The organism is Nakamurella flava (assembly GCF_005298075.1).
Classification (GTDB): domain Bacteria; phylum Actinomycetota; class Actinomycetes; order Mycobacteriales; family Nakamurellaceae; genus Nakamurella; species Nakamurella flava.
Genome location: NZ_SZZH01000003.1, coordinates 59,235 through 73,475, shown reverse-complemented (window position 1 = coordinate 73,475; position 14,241 = coordinate 59,235). Strand labels below are relative to the sequence as shown.

The 14,241-nt window shown below is 72.5% G+C and carries 12 protein-coding genes; 4 read left to right on the top strand and 8 right to left on the bottom strand.

What is annotated here, in order from left to right:
- The 3 genes from FDO65_RS12105 to FDO65_RS12095 form a co-directional block, all read right to left on the bottom strand.
- Positions 1-936 carry an ABC transporter permease gene (locus FDO65_RS12105; RefSeq protein ID WP_137449982.1) on the bottom strand — a complete coding sequence of 312 codons (936 nt, stop codon included), beginning with the start codon at positions 934-936 and terminating at the stop codon, positions 1-3.
- The gene (locus FDO65_RS12100; protein WP_137449981.1) at positions 936-1,946 is read right to left on the bottom strand and encodes an ABC transporter permease; all 1,011 of its coding nucleotides are present in this window, start codon (positions 1,944-1,946) and stop codon (positions 936-938) included. Before FDO65_RS12100 ends, FDO65_RS12105 begins: the two co-directional genes overlap by 1 nt.
- 91 nt (positions 1,947-2,037) lie before the next feature.
- Positions 2,038-3,813 (bottom strand): ABC transporter substrate-binding protein, encoded by a 1,776-nt coding sequence (locus tag FDO65_RS12095; RefSeq protein ID WP_240757574.1) that lies wholly within the window; start codon positions 3,811-3,813, stop codon positions 2,038-2,040.
- A 333-nt stretch (positions 3,814-4,146) separates the two neighbouring features.
- Between FDO65_RS12095 and glyA the strand changes: the two genes are divergently transcribed.
- Together glyA and FDO65_RS12085 are read left to right on the top strand one after the other, a co-directional pair.
- Positions 4,147-5,493: a serine hydroxymethyltransferase gene (gene glyA, locus FDO65_RS12090; RefSeq protein WP_137449980.1), complete on the top strand. Its 1,347-nt coding sequence runs from the start codon at positions 4,147-4,149 to the stop codon at positions 5,491-5,493.
- A gap of 87 nt (positions 5,494-5,580) precedes the next feature.
- Entirely contained in the window at positions 5,581-5,799 is a 219-nt protein-coding gene (locus FDO65_RS12085) for a heavy-metal-associated domain-containing protein (protein WP_137449979.1), read from the top strand.
- 136 nt (positions 5,800-5,935) lie between these two features.
- On the opposite strand, the gene FDO65_RS12080 is transcribed toward FDO65_RS12085, so the two are convergent.
- Entirely contained in the window at positions 5,936-7,528 is a 1,593-nt protein-coding gene (locus FDO65_RS12080; RefSeq protein WP_137449978.1) for a phytoene desaturase family protein, read from the bottom strand.
- A gap of 71 nt (positions 7,529-7,599) precedes the next feature.
- Between FDO65_RS12080 and FDO65_RS12075 the strand changes: the two genes are divergently transcribed.
- The gene (locus FDO65_RS12075; RefSeq protein WP_137449977.1) at positions 7,600-8,067 is read left to right on the top strand and encodes an SRPBCC family protein; all 468 of its coding nucleotides are present in this window, start codon (positions 7,600-7,602) and stop codon (positions 8,065-8,067) included.
- A gap of 10 nt (positions 8,068-8,077) precedes the next feature.
- Positions 8,078-8,887, top strand: coding sequence for an alpha/beta fold hydrolase (locus tag FDO65_RS12070; protein ID WP_137449976.1), 810 nt, complete (start codon positions 8,078-8,080; stop codon positions 8,885-8,887).
- Between the two features lie 76 nt (positions 8,888-8,963).
- On the opposite strand, the gene FDO65_RS12065 is transcribed toward FDO65_RS12070, so the two are convergent.
- The 4 genes from FDO65_RS12065 to FDO65_RS12050 all read right to left on the bottom strand — a co-directional run bounded on the left by FDO65_RS12065 (position 8,964) and on the right by FDO65_RS12050 (position 14,201).
- Positions 8,964-9,692, bottom strand: coding sequence for a TenA family protein (locus tag FDO65_RS12065; RefSeq protein ID WP_137449975.1), 729 nt, complete (start codon positions 9,690-9,692; stop codon positions 8,964-8,966).
- Positions 9,693-9,875: 183 nt separating this feature from the next.
- Positions 9,876-10,280 (bottom strand): VOC family protein, encoded by a 405-nt coding sequence (locus tag FDO65_RS12060; protein WP_137449974.1) that lies wholly within the window; start codon positions 10,278-10,280, stop codon positions 9,876-9,878.
- 67 nt (positions 10,281-10,347) lie between these two features.
- On the bottom strand, positions 10,348-12,735 hold the full coding sequence (locus FDO65_RS12055) for a DNA polymerase III subunit gamma and tau (RefSeq protein WP_137449973.1): 2,388 nt from the start codon (positions 12,733-12,735) through the stop codon (positions 10,348-10,350).
- 56 nt (positions 12,736-12,791) lie between these two features.
- Entirely contained in the window at positions 12,792-14,201 is a 1,410-nt protein-coding gene (locus FDO65_RS12050; RefSeq protein WP_240757573.1) for an aminotransferase-like domain-containing protein, read from the bottom strand.
- Between the last annotated feature and the right edge of the window lie 40 nt (positions 14,202-14,241).

Sequence of the window (14,241 nt, the reverse complement as noted above, 5' to 3'; positions counted from 1 at the left end):
TCACCGCCGGCTCTTGGGATCGATGGCCTCGCGCAGGGATTCGCCGAGCAGCGTGAACCCGAGCGCGACGACGATGATGCAGATGGCCGGCCAGAAGGCCAGGCCCGGGTGCGAGTCGATCCGGTCCTGCGCCTCACCGAGCATCTGCCCCCACTCCGGGGAGTCGACGTCCTGCGACCCGAGACCGAGGAAGGACAGCGCGGCCGCGTCGATGATCGAAGTGGCGATCACCAGGGTCGACTGCACGATCACCGGGGAGAGCGAGTTCGGCACCATGTGCCGGAAGACGATCGCTCCCGGCTTGACCCCGAGAGCGCGGGCGGCGAGGACGTGATCGGACCCGCGTTGGGCCAGCATCTGCCCGCGCAGCAACCGGGCGAACACCGGGATCTGGGTGACCGCGACCGCGATGATCACGCTGGTCAGATTGGGGTTGGTGAACAGCACGGCGATCGAGATGGCCAGCAGCAGACTGGGAATCGAGAGCATCACGTCGACGATGCGCATCACCACGGTGTCGACCCAGCCGCCGAAGGCGCCGGCCAGGATGCCCAGGATCAGCCCACCGGTCAGCCCGAGCAGGGTGGCCAGCACGCCGACCAGCAGGGTCTGCCGGCTCCCGACGAGCAGGCGGGAGAACAGATCGCGCCCCTGGGTGTCGCCGCCGAGCAGGAAACCGGGCTGGGCGGGAGCGATCTCGTTGCGGGAGCGCGACGTCTGCCCGATGAGCAGCTGGTCACCCGGGCTGTGCGGGGCCAGGAACGGCCCGATGATCGCCAGCAGCACGAACGCGGTGATGATCACCGCGCCGATCCAGAACAGCGGCGAGTACTTCAGCCGCTCCCAGGCCGAGGCCCACAGCGACGTGCCCTTGTCCTCGTCGTTGACCAAGGAGTCGATGCGCTGTTCCCGGGCTCGCCGGTACGTGGTGACCATCAGCGGGTCCGGATGCGCGGGTCGACCACCGCGTAGAGGAGGTCGACGACGGTGTTGATGATGACGAAGGCGGCGGCCGATGCGATGACGACGACCTGGATCACGGGATAGTCCTTCTTGGTGAAGCCGACGGCCAGCGCCTCCCCGATCCCGGGGTAGGCGAAGACGGTCTCGGTCAGGACGGCGCCGACCAGCAGGGCGCCGGTCTGCAGACCGGTCACCGTGATGACCGGCAGCATGGCGTTGCGCAGGATGTGCCGGCTGCGGATGGTCGACGTGGTCAGGCCCTTCGCCTCGGCGGTGCGCACGAAGTCCTCACCCTGCACCTCCAGGACGGAGGCCCGGGTGATCCGGAAGATGACGGCGAACGGGATCGTGGCCAGTGCGATCCACGGCAGGATCAGATGTTTGACGGCGTCCCAGGACGCGTCCCACTCGCGGGTCAGCAGACCGTCGAGGACGAACAGGCCGGTGACCCGGGTGGCGTCGATGTTGGGGGTCTGCCGTCCGGACGGCGGCAGCAAGCCCATCCGGACCGCAAACACGTACTTGAGCAGGAAGGCGAGAAAGAACACCGGGACGGCGATACCGACGAGAGAGACGACGATCAGGCCGCTGTCCAGGACGCCCCCCTTGCGCCGGGCCGCCCAGTAGCCGAGCGGGATGCCCAGCAGCAGGGCCAGCACGATCGCGCCGAAGGCCAGCTCGACGGTCGCGCCGAACCGGGTGAGGAAGACCTGGAGCGCGTCGGTCCCCGGGGCGACACCGGTCGACTGACCGAAGTCGCCCGTCAGGGCCCGGCCCAGGAACTTGAAGTACTGGACGAAGATCGGCTGATCGAGCCCGAGCACCGACTCCAGTTCGGCCCGCTTCTCCGGGGTGGCCCGGTCACCCAGGATCGCGGTGACGGTGCCGCCGGGCAGGTTGCGCAGCCAGACGAACAGCAGGATCGAGAGCACGAAAAGCACGAGCACCAGTTGCAGCAGACGCCGAACGGTGTAGCGGAGCACGCGGTCGGACCTTTCTGGAGCCGAGGAACCCCGGGGACGGCGGTGGCACGGCGGTGGTTCCGGCCGGAGCCGGAACCACCGCCGTCACCCCTCAGCCCGTCTTGGAGACCGAGGCGAACCGCTCGTCGGTGAGCGGGCTGGCCACCAGGCCCTGCACGTTGCCGGCCACCACGATCGCCGGCGGCGAGTTGGAGATCGGGATCGCCGGGATGTAGTCGGCGGCGATCTTCTTGTTGATCTCGACGTACGCCGCGTCCCGCTGGTCCTTGTCCGGAATGGCGTCGGCCGCCTTCAGCTGGTCCGACAGCTCGGCGCCCCACGGCTGGGTGCCGGTGTTGAAGCGGTTGTCGGTGCGGGTGAAGAACGTGCCGATGAAGTTGTCCGGCGTGTTGTAGTCACCCGTCCAACCGAGCAGGAAGACGTCGGCCTGGTGCGCCTCGACGCCGTCCAGGTAGCCGCCGTTCCACGGCTTGGAGGTCTCGTTGACGGTGATGCCCGCGGCCTCCAGGTCGGCCTTGAACGCGGTGAAGACGCTCTTGGGGTCCGGCATGTACGGCCGGCTGACCTCGGTCGGCCACCAGAAGTTCAGGGTCAGGTTCGACTGCCCGGCCTCGGCCAGCAGCGACTTCGCCTTGTCGACGTCGTAGTCGTACTTGGTGACGTCGTCGGTGTAGCCGTCGACGGTGTCCGGGTAGAAGATGTCGGCCACCTTCGCGCCCTCGGGGAGCTGCGAGGTGACGAACTGCTGGCGGTTCAGGGCGTGGGCGATGGCCTGCCGCACCTTGAGATCGGCCAGGGCGGGGTTGTTGCCCTGGGTCAGGCCGACGTACAGCACGTTGAACGCGGGCCGCACCTCGACCTGGAAGCCGGCGTCCTTCAGCCCGGACCAGTCCGCCGGGTTCGGCAGGTCGTACCCGTCGATGGTGCCGGCCTGCAGCTCCTGCTTACGGGCGGTCTCCGACGGGATGATCTTGAAGATCAGCGTCGCCGTCTTGGCCTTGTCGCCGTAGTAGTCGTCGTTGCGGACGAGGGTGACGGTGTTGTTGGCCTGGTCGTACGACTGGAACTTGTAGGGGCCGGCGCCGGTCGGGTGCTCGGTCGCGTAGGACGGGTAGGCGAACGAGTCGCCCTGGGCCTGCACGTTGTTCGCGTCGTACTGCTGCAGTGCGGTCGGCGACTGGATCGAGTAGGAGGGCAGGCCGAGCACACCGGGGAACTTCGAGGTCGACGAGTTCAGGGTGATGACGGCCTTGTTGCCGTCGGCCTGGCAGCCCGCATACAGCGAGGGCACCGGCTGGCCGGCATCGTCCTTCTGGTCCTTGAAGCCGCCCATGACGTCCGACCAGTACTGCGCCTGAGTCGCCCCGGCCCCGGTCTGGTTGTACATGCGATCGAGGTTGAAGCAGGCCGCAGCAGCATCGACGGTGGTGCCGTCGTGGAACTTCACCCCGTCCCGCATGGTGAACGTCCACGTCTTGCCGTCGGCCGACGACTCCCACGACGTGGCCAGTGCCGGCTCCGGGTCGGCGGTGCCCGGGGTGAACTTGATGAGGCCCTCGTTGATCTGCCGGGCCACCCGGAAGGTCTCGCCGTCGGTCGCGTACAGCGGATCGAACATGCTGGGGGCGCCGGCGGCGCCGAAGATGAAGGTGTCGGCGGCGGCGCCACCGCCGCTGCCCGCCGAACCGGACGTCCCCCCGGAACCACTCGCGCTCGATCCGGGCGCACCGCTCCCGGGGGCGGTGGACGAGGCATCGCTGCCCCGGTCGGAGCTGGCGCAGGAGGCCAGGCCGACGGCCAGGGTCGCGGCCGCCGCGGCGGCGAGGCCGCGGGTCAGGCCCCGGCCGTTCCAGTGGGGACGTCTCACGTTCAGTACCTCCAGGTCATGGCGGTCGGAATCCGTGGACGGTAAACCGCCGTTCAACCTTCGGCGCGGCGGTTCATCGCATCGTTACGAATCGCCGCAAACTGTCACTCCGGTGCCACAGTGCTCACCACGGAACGAACCCGATTGCGGCCGACATTTCACTCGGAGTGACGAGTGTGGAACCGGCCACCGGGCGTCCGTCACAGCCTCGACGGTTCGGGGCCACCACCGCGTCCGACTACGGTGGGAGGTGACGCCCGCGGGTCCGATCGGGCCCGGCCGGCACCATCGTCGGGGCGCCTGATGAGGCGCTGATCGAGGGAGAAGTACCAGATGTCGACCGATCTGACGGGTTCCGTCGAGTCCTCCACCACCTGGCCCGGACTGGACGCCTCACTCGCCCAGGCCGACCCGGAGGTCGCCGAGTACGTCGACCGCGAACTCCGCCGCCAGCAGGAGACGCTGGAGATGATCGCGTCGGAGAACTTCGCCTCCGTCGCGGCCATGCAGGCGCAGGGCAGCGTGCTCACCAACAAGTACGCCGAGGGCTACCCGGGTCGCCGCTACTACGGCGGTTGCGAGAACGTCGACGTCATCGAGCAGCTGGCCATCGATCGCATCAAGGGCCTGTTCGGCGCCGAGTTCGCCAACGTCCAGCCGCACTCCGGCGCGCAGGCCAACGCCGCCGCCATGCAGGCCCTCATCAAGCCGGGCGACACCATCCTCGGCCTATCCCTGGCCCACGGCGGACACCTGACCCACGGCATGCGGATCAACTACTCCGGCCTGCTGTACGACGTCGCTGCGTACGAGGTGTCCAAGGAGGACTACCGCATCGACATGGACGAGGTCAGCCGAATGGCCCGCCAGCACCAGCCGAAGCTGATCATCGCCGGCTGGTCGGCCTACCCGCGGCACCTGGACTTCGCCCGCTTCCGCGAGATCGCCGACGAGGTCGGCGCCTACCTGATGGTCGACATGGCCCACTTCGCCGGCCTCGTCGCCACCGGTCTGCACCCGTCGCCCGTGCCGCACGCGCACGTCGTCACCTCGACCACCCACAAGACCCTGGGCGGCCCCCGCGGCGGCATCATCCTGTCCAACGACGCGGCCATCGCCAAGAAGATCAACTCCGCGGTCTTCCCCGGCCAGCAGGGCGGCCCGCTGGAGCACGTCATCGCGGCCAAGGCCGTGGCGTTCAAGATGGCCGGCGACCCGGCGTTCGTCGACCGCGCCGAGCGCACGCTGCTCGGCGCCCGCCTGCTGGCCGAGCGGTGGGTCCAGGCCGACGTCGCCGACGCCGGCATCAAGGTCCTCACCGGTGGCACCGACGTGCACCTCGTGCTGGTCGACCTGCGGGACTCCGAGCTCGACGGCAAGGCCGCCGAGGACCGGCTGCACTCCGTCGGGATCACCGTCAACCGCAATGCGGTGCCCTTCGACCCGCGCCCGCCGATGGTGACGTCCGGTCTGCGGATCGGCACCCCGGCCCTGGCCACCCGCGGCTTCGACGCCCGCGACTTCGTCGAGGTCGCGGACATCATCGCCGAGGCACTCAAGGCACCGGTCGGCGAGCTGGACCCGGCGTTGGCCGCCTCGCTGCGGGATCGGGTCGCGGCGCTGGCCGCCCGCAACCCGCTGTACCCGCACCTGGTGTCGGGCGCCGTCGACGCGGTCTGATCGCACCGACGCTCTGCCGAGCAACGAGAGAACCCATTCCCCGGCCGCCGGGGGATGGGTTTTCCCGTCTGCGGTGTTGACTGCGGCATGAGCACCCGAGCGACTTACCGCCTCACCGGTCTGACGTGCGACGCCTGCGTCGTCGCGGTCACCGAGGAATTCCACCGTCTCGACGGCGTGCAGTCCGTCGTCGTCGAACTGCACCCGGAGGACGTCTCCGTGGTCACCGTGATCAGCGACGCCCCGCTGCTCGGGGCGGCCGTGCGCGACGCCGTCGACGAAGCGGGCTACGCCCTGGCCTCCTGACGCGGTTCCCTGGCCGAGGCTGATCATCTCGTCGTTCCGGCGGCCGTTTGCGCCTGCTGAACGCCGAGATGATCAGCGCCGGCCACCTTCGTCGGCGTCGACCGTCAGGCCGGGGTCGACGCCGGGCCGCCGCCGGTCAGCGCCGCCAGGGCCGTAAACGGGCGTGCACCAGGGCGGCCCGCGCCGCGTTGTCGCCGGCCGCGCCGTGCACCCCGCCGCCCGGGTGGGCCGACGACGACCCGAGATACAGCCCCTTGATGGGGGTCTCGGCCCGACCGAGTCCGGGGATGGGCCGGAAGACCAGCTGCTGGGACACGTCCGAGGTCCCCCCGCCCAACGCCCCGCCGACCAGGTTCGCGTCCCGCGACTCCAGGTCCCGGGGCGACAGCACCCGGCGGGCGATCACCCGATCGCCGAAACCGGGGGCGTTCTTCTCGATCCGGGCCTGCATGCGGTCGGCCATGCGTTCGGCGTCCGACGCCGTCCACCGGCTGCTGATCGCCTCGCTCTGGTTGCGCGCCCCGGCGTCCCCGCGGATCTGCCGCGGGACGTGGGTGTAGGACCAGACCGACTCCGTCCCCTGCGGCGAGCGGGACGGGTCCGTCGTGGTCATGGCCCCGACCAGCAGATAGGGCAGCCGCGGCAGGATGCCGTCCTGAATCCGGGAGTGCCCGGTGGACAGCTCGGCCAGTGAATCGGCCAGGTGGACGTATCCCGGCGCCACGGCCGGCTCCCCGGCCCACGGGATCGGACCGGACAGCGCCCAGTCGACCTTCACGGTGCCCGGATCCCACCGGAATCGCCGCATCCCCTTGAGCACCCGGTCCGGCAGATCGGACCACGGCACCAGCCCGCCGTAGAGCTGGGGGGCGGTCACGTCCGCGATGACCGCCCGACGGACCTCCACCCGGTCCCCGTCGGCGGTGCGGACGGCGACCACCCGGCCGTCGGCCACCTCGATCCGGTTGACCGCGGCATCGCAGCGCAGCCGACCGCCGGCGGCCTCGAAGCGGCGCACCATCGCCGCGATCAGCTCACCCGCTCCCCCGGTGGGCGCCGGGAACCCGACCTGCTGGCCGAGCATGGCCAGCAGCAGCCCGAACAGCCCGGAACCCATGCCCTGCGGATGCAGGTCGGCGTGGGCCGCGTTGCCGGCGATGAGCATGCGGGCGCCCATCCCCGTGAACCGGCTGGTCAGCGCGTCGGAGGACTCGACCAGCGTGCGGATCAGGTCCATCCCCCCGGCCCGCGGGACGGCCGCAGCCAGCCGGACGGCTCCCCGGACCGGCGGGAACGGACTGAGCAGCGACTGGATCAGTCCCGGGCTGATCCGCTGCCACTGCTCGAACAGGTCGAGCCAGACCGCACCGTCCCCCGGGTTCAACGCGTCGAGCGACGCCGCCGTCCGGCCCGGTTCACGATGCAGCAGCGCCCACCCCCCGGACGGATCGGGGTTGCCCACCACCGCCGGGGCGTGGCTCCACTGCAGGCCCCAGTCCGACAGCCGCAACCGGGCCAGCGGCGGCGACACCGCCGACAGCGGATAGAACGCCGAGAAGGTGTCGTGCACGAAATCGGGGTGCACGTCCCGGTCGCTGCGGACCGCACCACCGGGGGTGGGCTGCTGTTCCAGGACCAGGACGTCCCAGCCGGCGTCGGCGAGTCGGTTGGCGGCGACGAGGCCGTTCTGTCCGGCACCGATCACCACGGCGTCCACGGCGGAAGTCATGTGCCCATGATGCCCAGACCCCCGTTCAGCGAAGCAGTTTCGTTCCGCGGCTGTCGGGCACTGAGACTCGCATGGCTCGTGACACCCGCATCGTGAACGCGCGCCCACCGGACGTGTGGGCGGTTCTGGCGAACGGCTGGCTGTACCCGTCCTGGGTGGTCGGCGCGTCGCGGATGCGCAAGGTCGCAGCGGACTGGCCCGATGTCGGTGCGGAACTGCACCACTCCGTCGGTACCTGGCCATTGCTCATCGACGACACCACCACCGTGTTGATCAGCCGGCCACCGCACCTGCTGCGGCTACGGGTCCGGGCCTGGCCGGGCGGCGAGGCCGAGGTCGAACTGCAGCTGCACCCGGTGTCCGGTCGGCCCGACCAGACCGAGATCGTGATGTTCGAGTACCCGAAACAGGGTCCCGGTCATTGGATCCCGAAGCCGCTGGTCGACCTGGCCCTGCATCCGCGGAATCGCGAGACCCTGCAGCGCCTGGCCTATCTGGCCGAGGGCCGCCCCGACCCCGGCGAACAGGCGGCCTCGTAGGCTGCGCGCCATGCAACGGTTCACGCGTGCGGGTCTGACGTTCCCGGTCGTCGACGACGGCCCGTCCGACGGCCCGCCCGTCGTCCTCCTGCACGGCTTCCCGCAGTCGCCCGCCGCCTTCGACCTCGTCACCCCGCGGCTGCACGACGCGGGTCTGCGGACCCTCGCGCCCACCCAGCGCGGGTACGCGGCCAGCGCCCGGCCGAGGCGCCGGCGGGACTACGCGGTCGGTGAGACCGCGGCGGATGTCCTCGCCCTGCTCGACGCGGCCGGCCTGGAACGGGTCCACCTGGTCGGGCACGACTGGGGTGCGGCGCCGGTGTGGCAGCTGGCCGCCACCGCCCCCGACCGGGTGCTGACGGCGACGGTGCTGTCCACCCCGCATCCCCGCGCGATGAGCGCGGCGCTGCTGCACGGCCAGGCGCGTCGATCCTGGTACATGGCGTTCTTCCAGCTGCCCGTCCTCCCCGAGCGGCGGGCGCGACGCTCACTGGGCGGTGCCCTGGCCGGCAGCGGCCTGCCGGAACGGTTCGTCGGGGAGTACACCGCCGCCCTGGCCGCTCCCGGCGCGGCGACCGGCGCCCTGAACTGGTACCGGGGCCTGCCGTTCTCCCGGCCCGCCGCCGGACCCGCCCGGGTGCCCACCACCTACGTGTGGGGTCGGCACGACTTCGCGCTCGGCCGGTGGGCGGCCGAGCGCACCGCCGACCACATCGCGCCCGGTGTGGCCTACCGCTTCCTGGAGGTGGACGCCGGCCACTGGTTGCCGGAAACGGCCCCGGAAGCGATCGCGGACGCCATCATCGACCGCACCGGCTGACGACCGGCGCACCGACGGGCGCCGGCGCGGCCCACCCAAGCCTTGGGCGCGGCGCCAGCGTCCCGTCGACGACGCGTCAGCCGCGGGGCGGGGTCCAGTCCTCCCGGGTCCAGGCCATCTGCCAGAACCGCACCTCGTGGTGCAGGCCGAGCCGGAACGCCTCGGCCATCCGGGACCGCTCCGCCGGGCCGGCCTGGTCCGCGAGAAGGTCCACCCGGAAACGGAAGTCGGCGAGGATGGCCTGGCACTCGTCGGTCGCGTAGAACTCCCACCAGCCGCGGAACGGGTTGTCGACCGCCGGCGGCTCGGCAGCGGCCAAGGCCCGGGTCGCCGCCTCCATGTACGTCCACACGCAGGGCAGCAGCGCCGACAGCAGCACCCCCAGGCTGTCCCGCGCGCACAACGCCATGTGATCGACGTAGGCCTGGGCCGACGGCGCCAGATCGGCGTGCACGACGGCGGCGTGATCGAGCCCCACCGCCTCGCACAGCACCCGGTGGGGGTGCTGCTCGTCGTTCAGGACGAAGGCGATCTGCTCGTTGAACCAGCGCATCCAGTCGCGGTCGGGCGACATCGAGACGCCCAGGCCGTAGCAGCGGACGAAGGAACTGAGGTACTGGTGGTCCTGCTCGACGTAGTGCTGCACGCACTCCCGGGGCAGGGTGCCGTCGTACAGGCCACGCAGGAACGGGTGGTTCCAGAACGCCTCGAACAGGTCGTCGTACTCGGCCCGCAGATCGGCGGTGAACGACCCGGCGGCCGGCGGCGCGGAGGGGGCGGGAACGTCGGACAGGGTGCTGGACATCAGGTCTCCAGGGATGGGCCAGGCTCCCGGTCGTCGGGACGACGTCGGAGACGGGAGCGCATCGGACTCCGGGCGGTGCTGCGGTGACGTCCCTCCGCCGGTCCGAACCGGGTCAGGTTCTGCGGTCGGCGCGTTGCGCCCTCTCAGCCCGCGAGGCGGGCTCCCGTGTCACCGCTGCCGACGCTAGCAGCCCGGGCCCGACTCCCCCAGGGGGGCCAGCTGCCGACGCAACAGACAGAACTCGTTGCCCTCGGGATCGGCCAGCACATGCCAGGTCTCATCGCCGGTCTGCCCGACGTCGGCGTGGACGGCGCCCAGGGCCAACAGCCGCTGCAGCTCGGCGGCCTGGTCCTGCCCGACCGGGTTGACATCGATGTGCAGCCGGAGCGGTCCGGGCCGCGGATCCGGCGATCGGGAGAAGACGATCGTCGGCGCGGCCCCGCCGAAACCGGAGGTCGGGCCGATCTCGATGCCGTCGTCGGGGGTCTCCCGCCCCAGCTCGACGTAGTCGAGGACGGCGCACCAGAAGACGGCCAGCCGCTCGGGGTCTCGGCAGTTCAGGACCAGCTCACTCAACCGGGCAGCCATCGCGCGACCGTACTGCGGGCCTCGCGGCCCGGCCCACCGAATTGCCTCGAACGGCGCCCGGGGCGACTCAGCCGGAAGCGGGCGGTGCGTCCAACGGCCGCGCGCCGAGCTGGGTGGTCAGCAGCTCGATGGCCGCGGCCTCCGGGTCGTGCGTGCGGGCCGCCGTCTGCTGGGCCGGGTCGGGCGGCTCGTTGTAGTCGTCGGGGATGTCGCTGTCGAAGTCGGGGCCAGGGTCCGACGGCCCGTCGGGCAACGGGATGTCGTCGACCGGGCCGCCGGGCGTGGGTGCGCCGCCGGCCGGACGGTTCGGACCCGGGCCGCCGGTGCGCGCGGGTCGACCGCCGCCGGTCGGTCCCCCGGCGTCGCAGCGGATGCTCCAGTTCACGCCGAGGACCTCGCGGAGCGCAGCCCGCAGCTGATCGGAGTTGGCGGACTCGAGGACCCGGCGGGCCATCCCGGGGGACGGCATCGACAGCACCAGTGCCCCACCCTCGACGCCGATGATGGTGGCGCTCTCCAGCAGGATCTGGGTGGTCCGCCGGCGGGACTGCACGCGGCGCAGGACCTCTGGCCAGACCCTTCGCACATCGGTGACGTCCGGTTCGCCCACCGCACCGGATGGACCGCCGGCCGGGGCAGCGCCGGACGACGCCCCCGGTGCGGCCGAGCGACTCGGCGACGACGGGGTCGCCCCGTCTGCGGCGGCCGCCGGGCGGGACGGCGCCGCGGCGCCCGACGGGCGATCCGGCTGCCGGTCCGGGACGGCCCGGGAGCCGTCGCCGGGAGCCGGCCGTTCGCCCCGCTGGTCCGCCGCCGGTACCCGCTCGGTCCGGCGGTCAGGACCGCCGCGCGCGCCGTCGGTTGCGACGGCCGGCGGGGTGGTGTCGGGGCCGGCGCCGTCCCGTCGTGGAGCGCCCGGGGCGGTGTCCCGATCCGTGGTGGGCCGGTCGGCGGCGGGAGGCGTCGGTGGCCGCGTACCCCGGGCCGAGCTGAGGGTCGGCCGGGTGGGCAGCCCCAGGCCACCGCCGGACGCGCGGGCCGGCGAGGCCGGTGCCGCCGCAACCGGCGGGCTGGTGGGCGCTGACGGTGCCGCCGCGGCCGGCGCCGCGGGTGCCCGGGTCTCGCTCGGCGGTGTCGCGGGCGGCGCTTCCCCGACCTCCGGTCGGCTCGCGGCGGCCGGACCGCCCACCGGCCGGCCGTCGGCTGACGGGGCCACGGCGCTGGGCGCCTCGTCCGCCGAGCGGCGGCGCGGGGGGATCGCCGGGGGAACTGCCGCGACCGGCTCGCCGTGGTCGGCGGCGATCGCCATCCGGCGTTCCATCCGCTCCAGCCGTTGCAGCACGCTGTCGTCGCCGGCCGCGGGCAGCAGCATCCGCGCGCACATCAGCTCCAGCACCAGCCGGGGCGAGGTGGTGCCGCGCATCTCGACCAGGCCGGTGTGCAGGATCTCGGCGAACCGGGTCAACGACGCCTGGCCCAGCCGTTCGGCCTGGCCGGTCATCGCGGCCACCGTGTCCTCGGGTTCGTCGATGAGGCCCTTGGCTGCGGCGTCCGGCACGGCGGCCAGCACGACCAGGTCGCGCAGCCGCTGCAACAGGTCGGTGGCGAACCGGCGCGGATCATGCCCGGCCTCGACGACCCGGTCGACCGCGGCGAACACCGAGGCGCCGTCACCGGCCGCCAGGGCGTCGACCGTCTCGTCGAGCAGGGCGGCGTCGGTGACCCCCAGCAGGGCGACCGCATGCCGATAGGTGACACCGTCGGGACCGGCCCCGGCCAGCAGCTGGTCGAGCACCGAGAGGGTGTCGCGCGCGGAGCCGCCGCCGGCCCGCAGCAACAGCGGGAACACCGCCGGCTCGACGGTCACGCCCTCCTCCGCGCACAACCGCTCCAGCAGACCGCGCATCGTCGTCGGCGGGATCAGGCGGAACGGGTAGTGGTGCGTGCGGGACCGGATGGTGGTCAGCACCTTGTCCGGTTCCGTCGTCGCGAAGACGAAGACCAGGTGCTCCGGGGGCTCCTCGACGATCTTGAGCAGGGCGTTGAAGCCCTGCGTCGTGACCATGTGAGCCTCGTCGATGATGAAGACGCGGTAGCGCGACTCGGCCGGCATGTAGAAGGCGCGATCGCGCAGCTCACGGGTGTCGTCGACACCGCCGTGGCTGGCCGCGTCGAGTTCGACGACGTCCAGCGAACCGGGCCCCTCGGGGGCCAGGGCGATGCACGACCCACACACCCCGCAGGGATCCGCGGTGGGGCCCTGCTCGCAGTTCAGCGAGCGGGCGAGGATGCGGGCGGATGACGTCTTGCCGCAGCCACGGGGGCCGGAGAACAGGTAGGCGTGATTGATCCGGCCGGCCGCCAGAGCGGTGCGCAGCGGATCGGTGACGTGCTCCTGCCCGATGACCTCGGCGAAGGACGCCGGGCGGTATTTGCGGTACAGAGCCAGGGCCACGCGCCGACCTTACGGGAGGCCGCCGACACCGGGTTCCGCCCGGGGAGCGGCCCTGGTCACCCCCGGGCCTGCGCCAGCACCCGCGTCATCACGGCCAGGGCGCGGTCGAGGTCGGCGCGGGTCGGACCGGCGTATCCGAGGACGAGACCGGCCCGGCCGCCGGCCCGACGATGATGGCGAGCCAGACCGTCCACCTCGACCCCCAGCGCCTGGGCCGCGACGACGATCAGCTGCTCGTCCGCACCGCTCCCGCCGACGAGATCGACGACGACATGGGCCCCGGCCGGGTCGCCGAGAACCGGCCACCCGGCCCGCTGGACGGCCTGGACGACCGTGGCCCGGCGGCCGGCCAGCTCCCGCCGCAAGCGCCGCAGATGCCGACCGAGGTCACCGGCCCTGGCCAGCGCCACGACGACATGCTGACCGGCCGTCGGGGGACGGGTCCCGGTGGCCGCCCGCGCGGCCAGCACGGCCGCGGTCACCTCCGGCGGCGCCACCAGCCAGCCGCACCCCAGCACGGGGGTCAGCATCTTCGAGGCCGTGCCGAGGTGGGCGACGACGTCCGGTCCGAGGGCGGCGAGCAGCGGGAGCGGGGCGACGTCGTAACGGAGTTCGCCGTCGTAGTCGTCCTCGATGACCAGGAACCCGTCCCGCCGGGCCCGCTCGACCAGCGCGACCCGACGACGGGCCGACATCCGGGCACCCATCGGGTACTGGTGGGCCGGGGTCACGCAGACCGCCGCCACTCCGGCCGGGACGGCGTCCACGATCAGTCCCTCGTCGTCGACCGGCACGCCGACGAGCGGATGACCGGCGGAGGCCAGGGCCGCCGCCCCGGACACGTACCCGGGGTCCTCGACGGCGATGGGCAAGCCGGCCGGCAGACACCGCCCCAGCTCGGCGAGGGCGGCCGTGCTCCCGGTGGTGGCGATGATCGCCGACGGTCCGACGGGCAGGCCGCGGTGGCGCAGCAGGTGCTCGCCGACGACGGCGCGGAACTCGGGCAGCCCGGCCGCGTCCAACCGGGACTCGACCCGCACGTCCCCGACGATCCGCCAGGCCCGCCGCCAGGCCGCCCCGTCCAGCACCTCGACGCAGGGCACACCGGCCCGCAGCGAGATCAGGTCGCGCGGCGCCGACCCGGGCGCTCCCGCCGGAGCCGGCCGGGGGGCGTCCGCCGCTGAACGGCCCGGCGTGCCGACCACGGTCGTCCCGCTGCCCCGGCGGGCCGCGATCCACCCCTCGGCCAGCAGCTGGTCGTAGGCGGCGGCGGTGACGGTCCGGCTCACCGCCAGTTCCTGGGCCAATGTCCGGGTCGACGGCAGGCGATCGCCCGGGCGGAGCGCGCCGCCCGCGGCCGCCGTTCGCAGCGCGTCAGCCACCTGGACGGCGAGCGAACGGCCTGCCGACCGGTCGAGGACCACCGGGGGCAGCACGACACCCGACACGAACTGCTCACTGGTCACAGCACATCTCCCGGCGGCCAGTGGCCTGCTGTTCTTGGTC

Coding starts and splice junctions, on each gene's coding strand:
- FDO65_RS12075 (WP_137449977.1), top strand. CDS start 7,600: ATGGCTCGTGACACCCGCATCGTGAACGCGCGCCCACCGGACGTGTGG.
- FDO65_RS12070 (WP_137449976.1), top strand. CDS start 8,078: ATGCAACGGTTCACGCGTGCGGGTCTGACGTTCCCGGTCGTCGACGAC.
- FDO65_RS12105 (WP_137449982.1), bottom strand. CDS start 936: ATGGTCACCACGTACCGGCGAGCCCGGGAACAGCGCATCGACTCCTTG.
- FDO65_RS12080 (WP_137449978.1), bottom strand. CDS start 7,528: ATGACTTCCGCCGTGGACGCCGTGGTGATCGGTGCCGGACAGAACGGC.
- glyA (WP_137449980.1), top strand. CDS start 4,147: ATGTCGACCGATCTGACGGGTTCCGTCGAGTCCTCCACCACCTGGCCC.
- FDO65_RS12060 (WP_137449974.1), bottom strand. CDS start 10,280: ATGGCTGCCCGGTTGAGTGAGCTGGTCCTGAACTGCCGAGACCCCGAG.
- FDO65_RS12065 (WP_137449975.1), bottom strand. CDS start 9,692: ATGTCCAGCACCCTGTCCGACGTTCCCGCCCCCTCCGCGCCGCCGGCC.
- FDO65_RS12085 (WP_137449979.1), top strand. CDS start 5,581: ATGAGCACCCGAGCGACTTACCGCCTCACCGGTCTGACGTGCGACGCC.